This window comes from Parasediminibacterium sp. HNIBRBA5674, from assembly GCF_056745525.1.
Map to the genome: position 1 here is coordinate 1 of NZ_JBQWIE010000021.1, position 18,920 is coordinate 18,920.

General features: G+C 31.8%; 21 protein-coding genes. 20 read left to right on the plus strand and 1 reads right to left on the minus strand.

Annotated features, from left to right (window positions below; all coding sequences use genetic code 11):
* The first annotated feature begins 241 nt into the window (after nucleotides 1-241).
* Both ACT9TX_RS11255 and ACT9TX_RS11260 read left to right on the plus strand, forming a co-directional pair.
* Nucleotides 242-475, plus strand: a complete 234-nt coding sequence (locus ACT9TX_RS11255; RefSeq protein ID WP_481338390.1) for a hypothetical protein — start codon at nucleotides 242-244, stop codon at nucleotides 473-475.
* A 5-nt stretch (nucleotides 476-480) separates the two neighbouring features.
* The gene (locus tag ACT9TX_RS11260; RefSeq protein ID WP_481338391.1) at nucleotides 481-666 is read left to right on the plus strand and encodes a hypothetical protein; all 186 of its coding nucleotides are present in this window, start codon (nucleotides 481-483) and stop codon (nucleotides 664-666) included.
* A 278-nt stretch (nucleotides 667-944) separates the two neighbouring features.
* On the opposite strand, the gene ACT9TX_RS11265 is transcribed toward ACT9TX_RS11260, so the two are convergent.
* Nucleotides 945-1,229, minus strand: a complete 285-nt coding sequence (locus tag ACT9TX_RS11265; RefSeq protein ID WP_481338392.1) for a helix-turn-helix domain-containing protein — start codon at nucleotides 1,227-1,229, stop codon at nucleotides 945-947.
* A gap of 607 nt (nucleotides 1,230-1,836) precedes the next feature.
* Between ACT9TX_RS11265 and ACT9TX_RS11270 the strand changes: the two genes are divergently transcribed.
* From ACT9TX_RS11270 to ACT9TX_RS11355, 18 genes are all read left to right on the plus strand, one after another.
* Entirely contained in the window at nucleotides 1,837-2,481 is a 645-nt protein-coding gene (locus tag ACT9TX_RS11270; RefSeq protein WP_481338393.1) for a polysaccharide biosynthesis/export family protein, read from the plus strand.
* A 15-nt stretch (nucleotides 2,482-2,496) separates the two neighbouring features.
* Entirely contained in the window at nucleotides 2,497-4,860 is a 2,364-nt protein-coding gene (locus ACT9TX_RS11275) for a GumC family protein (RefSeq protein ID WP_481338394.1), read from the plus strand.
* Nucleotides 4,861-5,019: 159 nt separating this feature from the next.
* Nucleotides 5,020-5,181: a hypothetical protein gene (locus ACT9TX_RS11280; RefSeq protein WP_481338395.1), complete on the plus strand. Its 162-nt coding sequence runs from the start codon at nucleotides 5,020-5,022 to the stop codon at nucleotides 5,179-5,181.
* A gap of 54 nt (nucleotides 5,182-5,235) precedes the next feature.
* Complete coding sequence (locus tag ACT9TX_RS11285) at nucleotides 5,236-5,538, plus strand: ferredoxin reductase domain-containing protein (protein ID WP_481338396.1); 303 nt, start codon at nucleotides 5,236-5,238, stop codon at nucleotides 5,536-5,538.
* Between the two features lie 215 nt (nucleotides 5,539-5,753).
* Nucleotides 5,754-6,050 carry a 2Fe-2S iron-sulfur cluster binding domain-containing protein gene (locus ACT9TX_RS11290; protein ID WP_481338397.1) on the plus strand — a complete coding sequence of 99 codons (297 nt, stop codon included), beginning with the start codon at nucleotides 5,754-5,756 and terminating at the stop codon, nucleotides 6,048-6,050.
* Between the two features lie 30 nt (nucleotides 6,051-6,080).
* Nucleotides 6,081-6,857: a glucose-1-phosphate cytidylyltransferase gene (gene rfbF / locus ACT9TX_RS11295; RefSeq protein WP_481338398.1), complete on the plus strand. Its 777-nt coding sequence runs from the start codon at nucleotides 6,081-6,083 to the stop codon at nucleotides 6,855-6,857.
* A 57-nt stretch (nucleotides 6,858-6,914) separates the two neighbouring features.
* On the plus strand, nucleotides 6,915-8,003 hold the full coding sequence (gene rfbG, locus ACT9TX_RS11300) for a CDP-glucose 4,6-dehydratase (RefSeq protein ID WP_481338399.1): 1,089 nt from the start codon (nucleotides 6,915-6,917) through the stop codon (nucleotides 8,001-8,003).
* A gap of 48 nt (nucleotides 8,004-8,051) precedes the next feature.
* On the plus strand, nucleotides 8,052-8,957 hold the full coding sequence (locus ACT9TX_RS11305) for an NAD-dependent epimerase/dehydratase family protein (RefSeq protein WP_481338400.1): 906 nt from the start codon (nucleotides 8,052-8,054) through the stop codon (nucleotides 8,955-8,957).
* Complete coding sequence (locus ACT9TX_RS11310) at nucleotides 8,954-9,370, plus strand: polysaccharide biosynthesis C-terminal domain-containing protein (protein ID WP_481338401.1); 417 nt, start codon at nucleotides 8,954-8,956, stop codon at nucleotides 9,368-9,370. The genes ACT9TX_RS11305 and ACT9TX_RS11310 overlap by 4 nt, the downstream gene beginning before the upstream one ends.
* A 156-nt stretch (nucleotides 9,371-9,526) precedes the next feature.
* Nucleotides 9,527-10,531 carry a glycosyltransferase family A protein gene (locus tag ACT9TX_RS11315; RefSeq protein ID WP_481338402.1) on the plus strand — a complete coding sequence of 335 codons (1,005 nt, stop codon included), beginning with the start codon at nucleotides 9,527-9,529 and terminating at the stop codon, nucleotides 10,529-10,531.
* A 9-nt stretch (nucleotides 10,532-10,540) separates the two neighbouring features.
* Nucleotides 10,541-11,590: an acyltransferase family protein gene (locus tag ACT9TX_RS11320; RefSeq protein ID WP_481338403.1), complete on the plus strand. Its 1,050-nt coding sequence runs from the start codon at nucleotides 10,541-10,543 to the stop codon at nucleotides 11,588-11,590.
* Between the two features lie 14 nt (nucleotides 11,591-11,604).
* On the plus strand, nucleotides 11,605-12,921 hold the full coding sequence (locus tag ACT9TX_RS11325; RefSeq protein WP_481338404.1) for an oligosaccharide flippase family protein: 1,317 nt from the start codon (nucleotides 11,605-11,607) through the stop codon (nucleotides 12,919-12,921).
* 80 nt (nucleotides 12,922-13,001) lie between these two features.
* Nucleotides 13,002-14,081: a glycosyltransferase family 4 protein gene (locus ACT9TX_RS11330; protein WP_481338405.1), complete on the plus strand. Its 1,080-nt coding sequence runs from the start codon at nucleotides 13,002-13,004 to the stop codon at nucleotides 14,079-14,081.
* On the plus strand, nucleotides 14,060-15,613 hold the full coding sequence (locus tag ACT9TX_RS11335; protein ID WP_481338406.1) for an O-antigen polymerase: 1,554 nt from the start codon (nucleotides 14,060-14,062) through the stop codon (nucleotides 15,611-15,613). Before ACT9TX_RS11330 ends, ACT9TX_RS11335 begins: the two co-directional genes overlap by 22 nt.
* 140 nt (nucleotides 15,614-15,753) lie before the next feature.
* Nucleotides 15,754-16,779, plus strand: a complete 1,026-nt coding sequence (locus ACT9TX_RS11340) for a glycosyltransferase family 4 protein (RefSeq protein WP_481338407.1) — start codon at nucleotides 15,754-15,756, stop codon at nucleotides 16,777-16,779.
* A 64-nt stretch (nucleotides 16,780-16,843) separates the two neighbouring features.
* A complete protein-coding gene (locus ACT9TX_RS11345) occupies nucleotides 16,844-17,134 on the plus strand; it encodes a glycosyltransferase (protein WP_481338408.1) in 291 nt (96 codons plus the stop codon).
* A 114-nt stretch (nucleotides 17,135-17,248) separates the two neighbouring features.
* Nucleotides 17,249-18,337 (plus strand): glycosyltransferase family 4 protein, encoded by a 1,089-nt coding sequence (locus ACT9TX_RS11350; protein WP_481338409.1) that lies wholly within the window; start codon nucleotides 17,249-17,251, stop codon nucleotides 18,335-18,337.
* Nucleotides 18,338-18,342: 5 nt separating this feature from the next.
* On the plus strand, nucleotides 18,343-18,909 hold the full coding sequence (locus ACT9TX_RS11355) for an LbetaH domain-containing protein (RefSeq protein WP_481338410.1): 567 nt from the start codon (nucleotides 18,343-18,345) through the stop codon (nucleotides 18,907-18,909).
* Nucleotides 18,910-18,920 lie beyond the last annotated feature (11 nt).

Genomic DNA, 18,920 nt, shown 5'->3' on the forward strand with positions numbered 1-18,920 from the left:
TTCTTCGCAATGACGGGCAGATGTTTCGTTCCTCAACATGACATTGGAGAAGCAGACGGCTGTATTGCAGATTGCTTTGTGCCTCGCAATGACGGGCAGATGTTTCGTTCCTCAACATGACATTGGAGAAACAGACGGCTGTATTGCAGATTGCTTTGTGCCTCGCAATGACGGGTGCTTAAAGCAGATTGCTTCATTCTTCGCAATGACGGGTATCTATTAATCATTTAAAACAACAATTATGAACATTGTACAAAGGGCTAGTAGCCCAACACCAAAGTTTTTTAAAACATTACGCAATATTGGGCTTGCCTTAGCGAGTATTAGTGCTGTTATTGTATCTGCACCTATCGCATTGCCTGCGGTTATTGTAACTGCTGCCGGGTATATAGCAGTAGCAGGTGGCGTGATAAGCGCTGTGAGCCAGCTTACTGTAGACAATGGCACCCATACAAATGGTAGGGTAAACAAGTAGTTATTATGCTAGCGCATTTAAAACTAAGGATTGGTACCATAGCGGGAACAGCAGGTGGAACGCTATTGAGCATTGTAACACATTTGGGCGAAGAGATAGTACGCACTGCTGTACTAGCTGCGATAGGTGCAGCAGTAAGTTTTGCGGTGTCTTTTTGTTTACAGCGAATCGTACAACGCTGGAAAAAATAATATAGCCTGCTTTGGTAAAAGCCCTGAGCAATCAGGGCTTTTTGTTTTTGTTTCGCATATTTTGTGGATGGCGCTGAATGTTGGTTTTGGAGGTTATTGGTCATAGGTCATTGGTTATAAGTCATTGGTCATAGGTATAAGTCATTGGTCATTGGCAATGGGTCATTGGTTATAGGTCATTGGCAATAGGTCATTGGTTATAGGTCATTGGCAATAGGTCATTGGTTATAGGTCATTGGTTTTGGGTTTTGATGAACTGCAAGTTGAGTGCGTGGTGACTATTTGATAGGTTTCTTTATGTGCTTTTTGTTTTTTTCGATTAGTTGCATTACGTGGTGGTAGTTGTATAACAATAGCCCGCCCACTTTGGTGTATTCGATTTTGCTATTTTTACGCATGTTTCTTAATGTGCCTAGGGAAATGCCTAGCATTTCTTTTACTTCCCAAGTTTTTAGCCATTGGCGTTGTGGAATTTTAGGCGGGGTGTCTGTGATTAAAATTCTTATTTCTTGCAGAATTTCTGCTTTAACTATTAATAGTTCTTGCATGGTTATCATTGCCATACTTTTTTAGAATATTTAACAAATATTGGATTAGAATAAAAATAATGCTCTAAGTTATATATTAAACTATTTCACAAAGATCATTGGTTTTATATTTTAACATTTTTTTAGATAAATACCAATCTTATTTACAGGTTTAATAGTAGGTATTTTGGTTAAAATTTAATGTTCTCAGATGCTTATATTATTGTGCTTTTCTATAAATTCCTTCATAGAATAAGGCATGCTTAGTTTTATCGTTCATTTCAATAATTACATCAAAATGTGTGATAACATAAGGATAATGCAAAAAATAAGGTAAGAACTTGGATGTTATCCAAAAAAAACATATTCTTGCAACCAATCAATTTTCTAACGCTTTGTTTTGCTAGCATGAATTTAACTGTCGAACTTTGTATGTTAGCACTTTATATTTGTGACTGACAGTAGCGAAGCTGTGATAATTTTTAACCTTAACTCTTTTTTTATGATTGAAAGGCGTATATCTTGCTTTTTTGGGGCAGTACTGTTAATTTTACTTTTGTGTTTTTCATCGTGTGTAACCAATAAAAACATTGCGTATTTTCCAACACTACGAGACACGAGCTTTGTTGTAAATAACAGCAATTTGAATCCAAAGATTCAAGCAGGCGATATTATTATGGTAATTGTTAATAGCCCAGATCCAAAAACAGCTACCTTGTTCAATTCCATTAATAATAATAGTGTTTCTGGTGTTCAATCTAACTCCACTATTTCTGCTACTTCGGGTTTGTTGGTGGAAAGGGACGGATCAGTAGTTATCCCTAAAGTAGGCAGGTTAATAGTTGCTGGTAAAACTAAACAACAAGTTACCATTGAATTACAAGATTCGCTAAAAGATTATATTAAAGATCCTATTATAACCATCCGGTTTATGAATTATAGAGTTACCGTTTTGGGTGAAGTAGCCAAGCCAGGTGTTTTATATACCACCAATGAAAAAATGACTATACTTGAGGCACTTGGACAAAGTGGGGATATTACTAATTTTGGCAATCGTACTAATTTACTAGTTATTCGTGATAGTGAAAATGTCTCAATTGCTCACCGCATTAATATATTGAACAATTCTATTTTTAATTCGCCATATTATAATTTGCAACCTAACGATGTATTGTACGTGGAACCGCTAAAACAAAAAGCATATTCTACATCAAAAGCTGTAATTCTAATTCCTATAGTATCTTCTGTACTAACAAGTATTCTATTAATTTTTACTCTTTTTAAATAATAAATTTAATTGAAAATGGATTCAAATGTGGATTTGGTACAAGTAGAAGAATCTAGCTTTTTAAAAAAAACATTAGATAGCTATTTGCCCTTCTGGCCCCTGTTCGTAATAACCATTTTTTTGGGTATAGGCAGTGCCTTTGTGTTATTACGTTATTCAACACCTTTATATGTAGTTAATGCGAAATTGTTTATCAAAGATGATAAAGCGGGATCTGACCAATCGAAACTATTTGATGCTTTAAATGTGACAGGGGATAAAAAAAATGTAGTTAATGAGATTGAGATTTTAAAATCTCCATTAATTATGGAGCGTGTTGTTAAACAATTACACTTATATTACAATTTATCGGTTAAAGGCAGAGTAAATAAGTTGAATGTACCAAGAAATGAACTTCCATTTAATTTAACTGCATTACATCCTGATTCTATTGAAGGAACATCATCTGAAGTACCTATTACATATCTTGCTAGATTAAAGAAAATTAGCGTTTATGGAAAAGAATACCCTTTGAATTCTATTTGTAAAATTGGGTCTGATAGTTTTTTTATCTCAAAAGATTCTTTGAATTCTATTAAAGATGCCAGTTATTTGTTAGAAGTTTTTCCTAGTCAAAGCGTAGCAAGAAAGTTAATTAGCAATATTGATATCAGTTTGGCAAATAAACAATCATCTATTTTAAATGTAAAATATCAAACAATTGATATAGTTGAGGGTAAATTAATACTGGATAAATTATTTGAAGTTTATCGATTAAATACATTGGAGGAAAAAAATGCTGTAGCATTAAAAACACTGAATTTCTTATCTGAACGACTAAAAATAGTTACAAAAGAACTTGATAGTGTTGAGAATAATATACAATCATTCAAACAAGCTAACAATATCGTAGATTTAAGTTCTCAAGGAAAATTGTACTTGCAAAATATTGCTGAAGTAGAAAAAAATAATTCTGAATTGAATATACAATTATCTACTATAAAAGATTTGCGTAATTATGTATTAAATAAGTCAGGCGGTTTAGTTGTGCCTGCAATCAATAATTTAAATAATCCGCTTTTAGTAAGTTTACTGAGTAAGTTGACAGAATCACAATTGGAATATAATCGTGCTGAAAAAATTAATAGTTTAAAATCTGATATCTTAGTACAGATTAAATCTGAAATTAGCAAACTTAAATCTGAAATTCTCGATAATATTTCTAACCTAGAGACTAATTACCAAATTGCAAAAAAGGAAAATAATCAAAATTCGTTGCGCATCTCTTCTGACTTGGGTCAAATACCTGCTAATGAGCGGCAACTACTTAAAATAAGTAGGGAAAGCATCATTAAAAATAGTACTTACACATTTTTGCTCCAAAAGCGAGAGGAGACTGCTCTAAGTTACGCTTCTGCAGTAGCAGACAATAAAGTAATAGAACGAGCAAATTCTAATAATATACCAATATCTCCCATTAAATCAAATACATATTTACTTGGTTTAGTTGTGGGTTTTCTTTTGCCCGTGTTATATCTACTATTAAAAGAAACCCTTAATTATAAGATTCTTTTTAAAAATGAAATTGTAAAAGGTACATCGATACCAATTGTGGGTGAGTTAATGCAAGGGTTGGATAAAGAGACAATTGTGATACGTGAGGGCAAAAGAAGTGCCATTGCAGAGCAAATACGTATATTAAGAACAAATTTATCTTTTGTAGGAATTGTAGATAATAAATCTAAAGTTATTTTGCTTACTTCATCCATTTCTGGTGACGGAAAAAGTTTTGTGAGTATTAATTTGGCAATCAGTTTAGCCCTAACTGGTAAAAGAGCTATTTTACTGGAATTGGATTTAAGAAAACCTAAAATTAGTGAAGCCCTAGGCTTTTCTAGAAATTTAAAAGGTGTTAGTAATTTTTTATCGGGTCAAGCCACTGTTAATGACATACAGAACAAAGTAGATGGCTTTGACAATCTATACTACATCAGCGCGGGTGCTATACCACCGAACCCTACTGAATTATTGGGTAGTAAACAGTTTAGTGATTTGATTGAAAGTCTAAAAAAAGAGTATGATTATGTAATTCTGGATTCACCCCCAATAGGCTTGGTATCAGACTCAATGGTAATAGCAGGTTATGCTGAAATTACCATCTATGTGGTTAGGCACGCATATACGCCTAAATCTTATTTGCCTTTTATGAAATCTTTATACCAAGAAAAGAAATTCAATGATCTTGTTGTTGTTTTTAATGGGTTAAAAACCAGAGGCATAAACGGGGGTTATGGGTATGGTTATGGTTATGGTTATGGTTATGGCTATGGCTATGGCTATGGCTATACGGATGATGTAAAGAAGAAGAGTTGGATAAAGCGCTTGTTTAGTAGAAAATAAGATTTGGATTTCACGAATTTTAAGATTTGGATTACACGAATTGTAACGAATTACACGAATTAGGATGGCGATTATACGAATTTTAAAAATGATTTTAATTGATATTTTTAAATTCAATATCTTAGTGGAACTAATTTTTCTTTAATAGTATATTGATACATGAAAACATATACTTTAACAGTAGTGACGGTAAGGCAAGAAACTGATGATACGGTTACACTTGCTTTTAAACAGCCAGGATTAAAAAAAATTAGATACGAAATTGGGCAGTATTTAAGCTTGGTATTTAAAATTAATAGTCGGCGTTATGTGCGCCCTTAGTCTATTTCGTCTGCACACAATGTGGATTAATACTTAGAAGTTACTATTAAACGTGTGCCTAATGATATTGTTTCTAACCATATTTGTGATGTGGTAAAAGTGGGTGATGTTGTTGAAGTATTAGAACCAATGGGTGATTTTGTAATTCCTCAAGTAATTGACTATGCAGACCATAATATCGTGTTGTGTGGGGCGGGTAGTGGTATTACGCCGCCTTACTCTATGGCGAAACAAATTTTAAATGGTTCAAGTAATAATCGGCATGTGACACTGGTATATGGTAATAGAACGCATGGTACGGTTATATTTAAAGCGCAGATTGAAGCTTTAGCTTACCCCAACCAATTTACTGTCTAGAATTTTTATGCACAATTGGTAGTTACAGAGGAGATGCCCACTATCGTGCAAGATAGAATTGATCCATCTGTGGTTTTAGAGGTACTGTCTCAAGGGTATACTATTACTAAAACATTGCACTATATCTGCGGCCTACTGGTTTAAAATCTTCCGGAAAGGCGGATTTAGAACAACGTTCTGTACCTTATGCACAAATATTTTCAGAAGATTTTGAATTGGTAAAAGACGAAAAAGACTTTATTGATATTGTTACGCAAGTAGTTACTGTAAAAAATAATGGCGTTGCGCAAGCAATAGAAGTTGTAAAAGGCAAGAGTATTTTAGAGGCAGGGCTTGATGCCTTACTAGAAATGCCTTATTCCTGTCAAACAGGTAATTGTTCAGTATGTAATGGTAAGCTTATTAGCGACACGGTAAAGCAAATTTTGCCAAAGCATAGCGATTTAGCAACTAACGACTACCAATTGTGTTGCACCTATCCTGTATCAGATAATGTTGTGTTTGAGATATAATTTTATAATTTTAATCAAAATTTACTATTTATGAAGGTAGTTATTTTAGCAGGCGGTTTAGGTACCAGATTAATGGAAGAAACTGAAGCTAGACCAAAACCTATGGTTGAAATTGGTGGTAAACCTATTTTGTGGCATATATTAAAAATATACGAGGCATACGGGTATAATGATTTTGTACTTTGTTTGGGTTATAAAGCGCATCTTATTAAAGAGTATTTTTTAAACTATTATTTGTATAATTCAGACGTAACTATTGAGTTAGAAAAAAACAAAGTGGATGTTCATTTTTCTAATACTGAATCTTTTAAAATCACACTTGTGGATACTGGTCTTAATACTAATACTGCGGGTAGAATCAAAAGGGTACAAAAATATATTGGGGATGACACTTTTATGCTCACGTATGGTGATGGTTTATCGGATGTAAATATTGCTGAATTGGTTAAGTTTCACCAAAGTCATGGCAGGTTAGCTACTTTAACAACTATACAAACACCCGGTAGATTTGGTAATATTGAAATGGATGCAGCAGGCAATGTAGATCATTTTGTAGAAAAGCCACAGGGTGATGGCATGTGGATAAATGGCGGATTTTTTGTATTAGAGCCAGGTATATTTAAGTATTTGGAAGGCCATATGGATGATATACAATGGGAGAAAAAACCTTTGATAGACATAGCTGATGATGGGCAGCTCGCAGCTTATAAGCACCACGGTTTTTGGAAGCCTATGGATGCATTAAGAGACAGAATAGAATTAGAGCAACTTTGGAGTAGTGGTAATGCGAAATGGAAAATTTGGTAGTAATTTTAATTAACAATTAGTAATTATCATTTAATGTTTCACAATTAATTATTCAATATGTCATTCTGGAATATATATCAAGGGAAAAAAGTATTGGTTACGGGCCACACAGGTTTTAAAGGTTCTTGGCTATGCATTTGGTTGCAAAAACTTGGTGCAGATGTTTATGGCTATTCCTTACCGCCATACAGTGATGCCGATAATTTTGTGACGACAGGTTTGGCTAATCGAATGCATCACCATGAAGGTGATGTGCGAGATAGAGTAGGTTTAAAAGCCTATTTTGAACAAGTACAACCTGATGTAGCTTTCCACTTGGCGGCTCAACCTTTGGTATTGTTATCTTATGATGACCCACATGGCACTTTTGAATCGAACTTGATGGGAGCAGTTAATTTTTTTGAAGCTGTACGTAGTACACCATCTGTAAAAGTGGCTATTAATGTTACAAGTGATAAGTGTTATGATAATAAAGAATGGGTGTGGGGTTACAGAGAAAATGACCCTATGGGTGGCAAAGACCCTTATAGTGCTAGCAAAGGTTGTTCAGAATTGATTACAGCGTCGTATATACACTCTTTTTTTAGTAGAGAAGGGACTTGTGTTGTTGCAAGTGCTAGAGCTGGTAATGTGATAGGTGGTGGTGATTGGGCAAAGGACAGGATTATACCGGATTATTTTAGAGCTTATAAGGAGAATGACAAGTTGTTTATTCGTAACCCATACGCCACCAGACCATGGGAACATGTACTAGAACCCTTGAGTGGGTATTTGAATCTTGGAGCCAAATTGTGGTTAGAGGGACGTAAATATTCGGGTGGGTGGAATTTTGGGCCAGAGGATACTGCTAATTTTTCGGTAAAGGAGTTAATTGATAAAATTTTAGAGGTAGATAGTAAAGGCGGGTACACTATACCCGAGAATTTGGAAAAGCCGCATGAAGCGACATTGCTAAAATTGGATATTTCTAAAGCTGTGAATTTGTTACAATGGAGGCCTTCGTTAACGTTTGATGAGACAGTAAGCTTTACTTTAGAAGGGTATAAAGACGAGTTTGAATCAAGCGGTGAACTATATAAAAAACGAAGCAATCAAATAGATAATTATATTGCAAAAGCCTTGTTAAAAAATTTAAAATGGGCTTAGTTATAACTATTTTATTTTAATTGATAAACAACATAAATTTAATTAAAAATGAAAGTTTCTATAATTGGTGCGAATTCGATGTTAGCTAGTTATTTAATCGATTCTTTAAACAAACTTGAAAATATTGAATTGTTTCTTTTCGGTAGAACCCCATTTAGCCGTGACAAATTAACTGTCCCGAATCAATTTATATATTTTAATTATCCGTCAAAAGAATTAGATTTTGATTTATTATCAAATTCGGATTTAATAGTTTATTGTGCAGCAGCTGGGGTTCAAAGTGGACAAAAAATTGATACTTCAATTATATACGAAATAAATACTTTTTTACCAATTCGTATTATCACATTCCTTGAGAAAATATCTTTTAAAGGCAAATGGATTAGCTTTGGATCTTATTTTGAAATAGGTAATAATAATAACCCCCATTCTTATACAGAAGAAGAAGTAATAAGTAGTACAAAAGAAGTGCCTAACCATTATTGTTCTTCAAAGAGAGTTTTTAGTAGATTTATATCAAGTGGGTTGATATCGATTTCTCATTGGCATTTTATATTGCCAACAATTTATGGTTCAAAAGAAAATCAGAATAGGTTAATCCCTTATATCATACATGCTTTAAAAAATGACTTACCCCTTAAATTAAGTTCAGGACAACAAGTCCGCCAATATTTACATTGTAATGACGTAGTAAAACTTATAATGATAGTTGTAGAAAATCTTTTTGAATCTGGTTTATATAATTGTGTTGGCGAAAAACCTATAAAAATAGCTGATTTAATAAATGAAATATTTACTTTATATGATAAAGATTCATCATTATTTCTAGGTACGTTAAATACTAGAGATGAAAGTATGAAATATTTAGCACTTAATTCTGCTAAATTGCAACAATATATACCCAATTTTGTACTTGGAACTTCATTAAAAGATGGGATTATAGATTATTTATGAGTATACAAACTAAAATAAAACTAATTCCTAGAAAATTAATAGCAGATTCTAGAGGATATTTTTTAAAAGTTTTAACTGGAAAAGAGGATTTTTTGCCTTTATATACAGGTGAAATATACATTACATCTGCTAAAAAAAAAGAGGCAAAAGGTGGACATTATCACCCAAAAGCTAACGAATGGTTTATTCTCTTACAAGGCCAGTGTAGATTAGATCTTGAAGATATAAGCGATAATGAGAAACTAAGTATCTATCTTAGTGCTGATATTCCTCAAATGGTATTTGTTCCAAATAATATTGCACATGTTTTTGTAAATACGAGTGAAGTTGATGAGTTTTTACTATTGGCCTATACAGACCAGTTATTTACACCTGAGGATACTATTCCTTTTAATTTCAAAATAAGTGATTAGTTAGTTTGTTTTATAGTTTAGACTATCCTCTTTGCATATTTTAATATTTATATATTTTAGTAACTAGCTATAAATGATTTATTCTTAGAGAATAATAATGGGTTCAACTGACATAACTTAGCTAACATTCAAATATAAAACCAGTTACTCTTTTATATGAATATTTTAGATGTAGACGTAGTAATGCCATGTGCTGGTAATGCAATCTATTTTAAAGAAGCGTTGGTTTCTGTGTTAAATCAGACTATGTTGCCTAGGTGTATATATGTAGTAGATAATTCGATAAATACAAACGTATATAAAGATATTGTTGATGAATCAAATTCTGATTTAATAAAATATATTAGGGTTAAAAAAAGAATTTCGCAAATTGAAAATTGGCAATATTGTTTGAGCATTGGCGATTCAACATATTTTGCTTTTTTACACGATGACGATGTGTGGGTAAATACCTATTTAGAAGATGCACTAAGTGCGTTGCAAAAAAATACTGGATCCTCAATTGTATTAACAGCGCATCATTTTTTTCAAACAGGAACTTCAATTTATACCATAGAACCAAATGAATTAATACAGAAGAAAGAGAAGTTTAATTTCTATAACTCCTTGACAGATAATATAAAAAACTATATACTTTCTACTACTAATGCATGTCATATGAGTGCTTTAATTTTTAAGAGGTCATCCATTAGTTTTCCTATAAATTCAAGATTCTTGCCAGATCAATCCTTTTTAGCATCATATCTGTATATGTCTAATATATTATTGTTGTCAAAGGTCAATACATATATAAGATTATCTCCGGGCAATGTAACTTCTTCGATGCATAGAAAGGGGTTTGTATCAATAGAAACAATGCAGCATTTGCGTAGTGTGACTGATACATATATAAGGACTAAGGGAATAACAGCGAGGGATGTTGTACACAGGCTTGATATTTCTTATATGTCGTACACTAAACGTCTTAAGCAAGCTTGCTTTTCGTGGCCATTGAACCCAATTTTATTAAGATTTGGAACTGAATTAATTGAGCAAGAGGCACTCGTATTGCACCATAGGAAACTTACGAGTATTGTAATAAAATTGAAATCTTTTTTCTGGGTCATTTTATGTCTCGTTGCAGATATCAGATATTTTTTGAGGGATTTTAATGATAGATAATATAAATAAATGAATAGAAGTTTTGGGCTAGATTTATCAAGAGCAATTGCCGTTTTAATGGTATTAGCAGCTCATTTTATTAAAAAAGTTGATTTTTTAGGTTTTTGGGGTGTCGAATTATTTTTTGCCTTAAGTGGTTATTTAATTGGACAAATAATTTGGCGCAGCCTTGGAACTACTGCTAATCTTACTTTTAAAAAAATTGTTAACTTTTGGCTTAGAAGATGGTTTCGTACTCTACCCAACTATTTTTTGTTTTTCTTTGTGATGTTTTTTTTTCATAATTTAGTCACTGATGATTTGCCGTCTTGGTTAGTTATAATTAAATATGTTTATTTCGGTCAGGGATTATTATCTGAGGTTTCGACTTTTTACAGAGTTTCATGGAGTTTGTGTGTGGAGGAGTGGTTTTATTTACTTTTTCCTTTAGTTTTTTTTATTTTTAAATTAATAAAATTATCTTCTAGATTTTCATTATTTTTTACAATTTTAATCTTTTATTTCTTTTCTTTTATTATGAAAATATATACTATTAATAATGTACAATCTTTACGGGAGATTACGCTCGCAAGATTAGATGCAATTGCTGGGGGGGTATTGGTAGCTTTAATAAGTATGAATTTAAAAAACAATCAGTTACTGTACAAAATTGGATTTTCAGTTGGAGCTAGTTTTTTATTATGTTCTTTTTGTTATATTCTTTTTTTAAATCCAAATGGAGTAACTCAATTAACAACTAAAAGTATTATATACTTAACTATAACTCCCTTGGCATTCTCTATTTGTTTGCCAACTATTAATTTGTTACCTCAACCAAAAAATAATTTTGAATGGTTTAGAAAATTTGTAGAAAATATCAGTTTATGGTCTTATTCTTTATATCTAAGCCACATACCTATTCTTTTCTTAGTATATAAAATATTTGATACTTTTCGAGAAAATATTTTAATGAATGTTTTATCAAAAATTACAGCTTTAATCATTACACTTTTAGTTTCTAGATTTCTCTACAAATATTTTGAGTTGCCTATAACAAAATTGCGACCAAAAGAACTTTAAATTATTATGTTACTTTGAAAGATACAACGACGTCTAAATTATTATCAGCCACTTTTTTGGGTTTGATAGCTAGGGTTTCTACGATTGGAATTAGATTTTTATCGCTGCCATTAACATTAAGTATTATTTCCAAAGATAGATATGGTGCGTGGTTGATAATATTATCTATTATTGGCTGGTTATCAATGTCTGATTTGGGAGTACCTTCTGCATTACAAAACATGATGATAGAGCTAGAAGCGAAAGGGTACAAGAAACGTGCGGAAGCAATATTGATTTTCGGGACTAAATTTTTATTTTATATAGGGGTAACAGTAGCTCTTGTATTTTCTGTTAGTACGATTTTTGCTCCTATTGCCACTTGGTTGAAAGTAAAGCCTGAAATTGCTTCTGAAGTTAAGTTAGCGTTAATTTTTTGCTTAATTAGTTTTGGATTTAGTTTGCCTTCCAAGGTCGGGATAGTTCTGTACAATGTTCACGGAAAATTAGTAATGCCACCAATTTTTGATTTATTATCAAGTATACTTTCTTTCATAATTTTGTTAATTGCGGTTTTATTTCATTGGAATTCACTTTTTGCGTTGGTGCTATGTTCTTTGTTTGCTTTAGCGGCTGGATCTTCTTTATCAACATTTTTAGCATTTAGGAAGTTTGGTTATAGTATAAAAGTAGAAGAACCTAATGCTAAAGATAAAAAGCAGCTACTTTCTAAAGGTGCTTTCTTCTTTTTAACTACCATTGGCGAATTGTTGATATTGCAAAGTGACGCCTTATTAATTGGGTTTATGTTAGGCGCTAGCAATGTGCCTTTGTATATAATACCAGCTTCTTTATTCATTAATTTTATACAAATTCAAAATATTTGGTTAAGACCATTGTGGCCGGTTTTAACAGGTTTTTATGCGAATTCTCAAATTAATTCTATAAAATCGTATCTAAATAAAACGTTACTTTATTCTGTATTAATGGCTGTGTGCTTTACGCTATTTCTTATTTTTTTTGGTAACTGGTTTGTGAAACTTTGGTCACATGGTTCTGTAGGCATACCCACATTTGCAATGGCATTTGGTTTTGGCTTTTACGCTTTGGTAGCATGTATAGATAATGTGCTAGCTACTTTTATTAATGCAGCAGGTAAAATTGAGGCAAGATTTGGTTATACTTTGGGCTTTGGTATTGCCAAAGTTATTTTTGGTTTTTTAGTTTTAAAATTCATGAATAATGGCTTACAATTTTTACCACTTTTTTATGGTATAATAATGCTTGCCTGTTCAGTTTTTTTTGCATTTTGGCAAATTAAAACAATATTTACTAAATGTGAGTTATTATAATCAGTCCTCAAAATTAGTTTTTGGTATGAATTGCCGAAAATTTAAAACACAATATTTCAAATAGTATTTAAAGTCAAAGAATGAAATTAATTGTTCTATATTCAACTTTACCTGTCGTAGGTGGTAACTCAACAATTACCTTGTCATTAGCCAAATTCTTTAAGCAATGTGGCTACAATGTTACTGTAATAGTTAGAAATCAAAATGATCATGGTATAAATTATATTGTTATAGAAAATCTAAAACAGATACATTGTAATGTTTTTGTTTTATCTACCAGAAGTAGTTATAGCTTCATCCAATTATTATTTTATATCATAAGGATTAGACTTAAAAAAGACAGGGATAAAAATTTTATTTCAATTGGTATGGGGCTAATGGCGCCTTTAATTGCTTTTTTGGGTGGATTTAGACATAAAATTTACTATTTTATAACCCACGATCAAAATTTAGTACCTTTAAGAAAGTTGGGAAAAACGATATATTTTTTTACAAAGGTTATTGTAATTTCTCCTGCCTCATTAGAGCCTTTTTCCCAGAAAATTAGTAGCAGGCTTCCTTGTGTTTGGTTACCCCAATTTAGTGAGTTAAATGTTACTTATGAGACAATAAACAGAAATAATGATCAAATAGTATCATTTGGATTTATTGGAAGTTTAAAAAAATCAAAAGGAATTCTTTTACTTCTCAATATTTGGGATCAACATATGCAACATGCTGAACTTAAAATATTAGGTGGTGGTGAGCTAGAAAATCAAGTTAGGAGTCATGCAGAATCTAGTATTAATATTAATTATTTTGGAAGTTTCTCACCGACTGATAGAGATGTTGTATTACCTAATTTTTTTAAAAGCATAGACTATTTGGTAGTTCCTTCAATTGGCGATCATGAAGGGTTACCAACAGTAATTTTAGAGGCGCTTTCATTTGGGGTTTCTGTAATATCAACAACTGGTGGCGGAACAATAGCATTTAATCAACCAATACTTAACGATGACTTTTATGATTCAGTAAGTCTAGTAAATGAAATAAATCTACTTGATTTTCTTGCTAATCTAAAAATTCCTAATATAGAACAAAGAAGTAGGGCTAGGTCAGCATATAAAAAATGGTTTTCAAACTCTGCTTTATCTAGTAAATGGATAGAAGTATTAAAATAATAATGCCCAATTTAATGCCCCATAAAGAAGTGACTAGAAGATTTGACTATAATGCTATTACAAATAGTATCCAACTTAAATTTATTGCTAAAATTTGTACGAGATATCAATTTATATCTAGCATAATATACGCATTATGTTTTACTCTTTTTCCAAATAGCAATAACGTAGCCTTGGCTTGTGGCTTGTTGGCAATTACGCTAGCATTAATTCCAATTGTTTACGTTATTAGAAATAAAGATTTTGCATTGCTTTTTAGTTGCATTTGTATTTTTAACATATCCCCAATTTGGTGGTTATACTTAGAAGCGGTATTACCTGGCTATGATGCATATGTCTATACACCTGCAGTAGAAAGAATGGTGTCTTTTTTTTGGACATCTATTTTTTTAGGATTTGTCAACATGATCTATTCTTCTCTGTTGGGCGATGTTTCTAAGTTTTCACGAAATTTTTTTCATTTTTTCACTAAAATAAAAATAGATCCTAAAACCTATTCTATATTTACATATATATTCTTTTTTGTTCCTTTGGCTGTTTTTGCATTTTATTATGGCTCATTAAATACATTATGGACGGCAATGACTGCTGGAAGAGGAGGCGATGGGGGTGGGGCAGCGGGTGGATTATTAGTATTAAATAATGTAGGTGATTCAGGCTCTTTAATGTTGCCTTTTAATTGGATTTGGCAACTCGTACCTTTGTTTGGAACTGTAGCGTTTACTGCTAATGAAAATAAAAAATCGGTTAATGCAATTGCCCCTCTATTACTTGGCGTGTTAGTTGTATTTAATGTTTTTTTGAGTGGCTCTAGAGGAATTACACTTTTTGTAGCTGGTCCAGTTTTCTTCTTTCTTTTTTATTATAATTGGGATAAAGGGCTTAAATTTTGGTCTGTTGCAATAACGTTGTTTTTTATAATAATAGCGGGGATGGAAATTCAAGAACGGTTTAGAGGAAATATATTAGATGTATTTTTCAAGCCACAAGAAGTTGTTGCTAAAGAAGGTTTGAAAGACATTACTAGTTTTGATCCTACAAAAACTCATAGGGATAATAATATGTATTTAATGTCACTTATTTTTAAGTATTATCCTAGTAAGTATCCTCACGGTGGCTTCAATAGTTTTTTTGCTGTTATATTAAACCCAATACCTAGAGTTATATGGCCTGGTAAACCCTTTGTTGGCGGCAATGGTGACATAGCAGATGTTTCAATCGGTGGGTTTATAAATGATGGCCCCTTAGTTATGGGAACGTTAAGTTTATCATTCTCTATTGTGGGGGAAGCATTTATAGCTGCTGGTTTTTGGGGAATATTAATTTATGCACTTACTTATGGGATTATCTTATTGTTTTTGGATGGAATATTTTATTATGCAAGGCGTGAAAATCCTGTGTCAATAGGTGTTTTAGGGATGAGTGTATTTCTTTCATTTTGGGGCTTTCGAGCTTTTTTTGCATTCATAAGTTTTATCTATCCATTATTAATATTAGTATTTATTCTAAAAAAACTTTCTAAACAAAAATGAAAATAGTATACACTGCACCAAACAGATCGCACCATTATCCTTATGCTGAGTCTATGAACGTAATAGGTTGTTTACATGCTTTCGTAAGTGGTTTTAGTAGGCTTAGTCCACGGTCGCCTCTACCTAGCATCGGAAAAAAATTGAAAAGACATGATTTTTTTCAAACTTTTTTTGTAGCGTTTTTAAGATTCAGATTCCCTTATGCTGCAATAAAAATAATTTTAAAATTGGCTAATCTACAATTAGATTATGCTTCGTATAAATGGGCTAAAGAATCCGATGTATTTATATTTTATAGGACACAAGGTTATAACACAACACGAAGGGTAAAAAAAAACTTACCTAATCCACCTATTTGTATTATTGAAGAAGTAAACAGTCATGTAGACTACTATCATGAGTTAATGTTAGATGAATACAAAAAATTAAAGACTAAAGTGCCGTTTCAACTAGAACCAGATGCGGCATTACGTTTAAAAACATACGAACTTGCTGACTTGATTTTGGTTCCATCAGAGTTTGTAAGACGTTCTTTTATTGCTAAAGGTTTTGATGATAAAAAGATACTTAAAGTAAATTTCGGATTTCCAAAAATAGAACTAAATTATAGGCGTAAAGAGAGAAATGCCAATGACGTATTTAGAGTTTTGTATGTAGGACAAATACATTATAGAAAAGGTTTAAGATACGCTTTAGAAGCTTTTAAAAGGTTAGACCATCCTAATAAAGAATTTGTTATAGTAGGTCATCAGACTACTGTAACTGGGTTAGAAAATTTTGTTATTCCTAAATACGTCACTTTTAAAGGTATTTTAAAAGGAGAGCAATTGGCAAATGAATACAAACTGGCGACAATATTTGTTTTGCCTAGTTTGGAAGAGGGTTTAGCTTTGGTGCAAACTGAGGCACTCTCATACGGATTACCACTAATAATTACCACTAATACTGGTGGTGACGATTTCGTAAAAAATAATCATGAAGGATTTATAGTGCCTATTGCCAATAGTGATAAAATTCTTGAAAAAATGCAACTTTTAGCCAACGACCATCAATTAGTTAACGAAATGTCTAAAAATGCACTTAATACTGCAAAAACTGTACGTAACTGGGGTAATGCAGCAGATGAATTGATTAGCGGTATAGAAAAATTTCGCACAAAAGCGTAAGTTTATATATGTGATTATTAATAATGTTAAATGAATAATAAAAAGTCTTTCTGTAAGAGAATTTATGTCGGCTGCATCGGGTGAGCCGGCTACAGAGATACAAAGGTTGTCTAAACTTTTTAATGATAGGTTAACAAAGATATCTGTTATTATTTCGGATACTTTTGCATTTGCTAGCACACATGATGGTTGGGCGATTGTTATAAATGAAGCTATAGCTGCTGGCAAACCCATTATTTCAAGCAATAAGGTGGGTGCGTCTTTAGATATTATAACTTCATATGATTATGGCATATTATGTGAATCGGAAAACGTGCATGAATTTAAAGACGCAATAATTAAATTGATTGCATAATGAAAATTATAAAAAAAAAGTAATCGAAAATATATCACAAAAAAAGCAATATATATACATTTAGATTATTATACTAATAAATCTTTAATATATTTGCAAATCAAATTTAGCTAATTGAAAATTCTAATAATAGGTCCATTTCCTAATCCAATAAATGGCTGCTCATTAGCAAATAAGACTATTTTTAATAATATAAAAAGCCTTGGATTTAACTGTTCATTTATAGATACTAACACATCTATTGTATCTTCTAGTCAAGGAAGTAAATTCTCATTAAAAAAAGCATTTTCATTTTTCCCCATTTTTTTACAATTATTTAAAATAAATAGGGCATCTATTGTTTACATGACACCTGGTCAAACTTTTTTCGGGATACTAAAGTATTCACCGTTCATCTTGGTTTGTTTAATCTCTAAAAGGCCTTACATAATACACTTACACGGAAATTATTTAGGTAAGCAATACCAATTGCTCACGGGGATTAAAAAGAAGATATTCTGTGCGCTTATTTCTAAGGCTTCTGCTGGTATTGTACTGTCCGAATCATTAAGAGCTAATTTCAAGAATTTATTACCTGCTACTAATATTTATGTTGTTAAAAATTTTGTTAATGAAAGTTTGTTTTCACTTAGTATAGAAAAAAGACGTGATAAAATGCAAATTTTATACTTGAGTAATTTGATGTCTCAAAAGGGTATACTTGAGCTACTTTCTGCTTTAGAAATTCTTGATGACTTGGGTATTGATTTTTCTATAACTATAGCTGGTATAATAGAAACTAAAGTTGAAGATAAAATATCTAAACATTTTCTTAGTTTGAAAAATAAATTATCTTATCAAGGCATTGTAAATGGTATCGAAAAGAAAAATGTGTTAGATTCAGCTAATGTATTTGTATTACCAACTTATTATGAGATGGAGGGGCAGCCTATAGCATTGTTAGAAGCTTTAGCAACTGGTAATATTATTGTTACAACTAATCATGCAGGAATTCCAGATGTGATAAGTAAAAAGAATGGATTCCTAGTATCACCAAAATCTATTGATGATTTGGTGAACACTCTTTTGGATATTCAAGAAAATCTTCCAATATATATAGACCAATTTTCTAAAAGTAATATTGACTATGCGAAGAATAATTTTACAGAACAAATATTTACAAAGGGTATTATTGATATTATGCAAAAAAACAGTACTAATTAATAAATATGAATTTAGGCGAAATTAAATCAAAGGTAAGATTGGATTTATTTAATCCATTAATTGGGTTAGATAGAGGTGCTAGTAAGTACAAAGAAATGATATGGTATTTATTTAAGATATCTTTTTTTACGACCTTTTTGCCTTTTCCAAGTCGATTTAAAGTATTCTTGCTCCGAATTTTTGGTGCAACAGTTGGCAATGGGGTTTTATTAAAGCCTAGAATTAATATTCACATGCCATGGAAACTGAAAATAGGTAATAATGTTTGGATAGGCGAGGAAGTTTTCATCTTAAACTTTGAAGAGTTGGTTATTGGTGATAATGTTTGTATAAGCCAAAGGGTCTTTTTGTGTGGCGGTAACCATAATTATAAAATTAAAAATATGCCATATAGAAATGGCATGATAATATTAAATAGTGGTTGTTGGCTTGGAGCAAATGTTTTCATTTCCCCAAATGTTGAAATTGGTGTTGATAGTGTTATTACTTCTTGCTCGGTAATTACTAAATCTGTACCTCCAAATTCTATTTTTGGGGGTAACCCCGCATTGTATATTAAACCTCGATGGTAATAAATATAAAG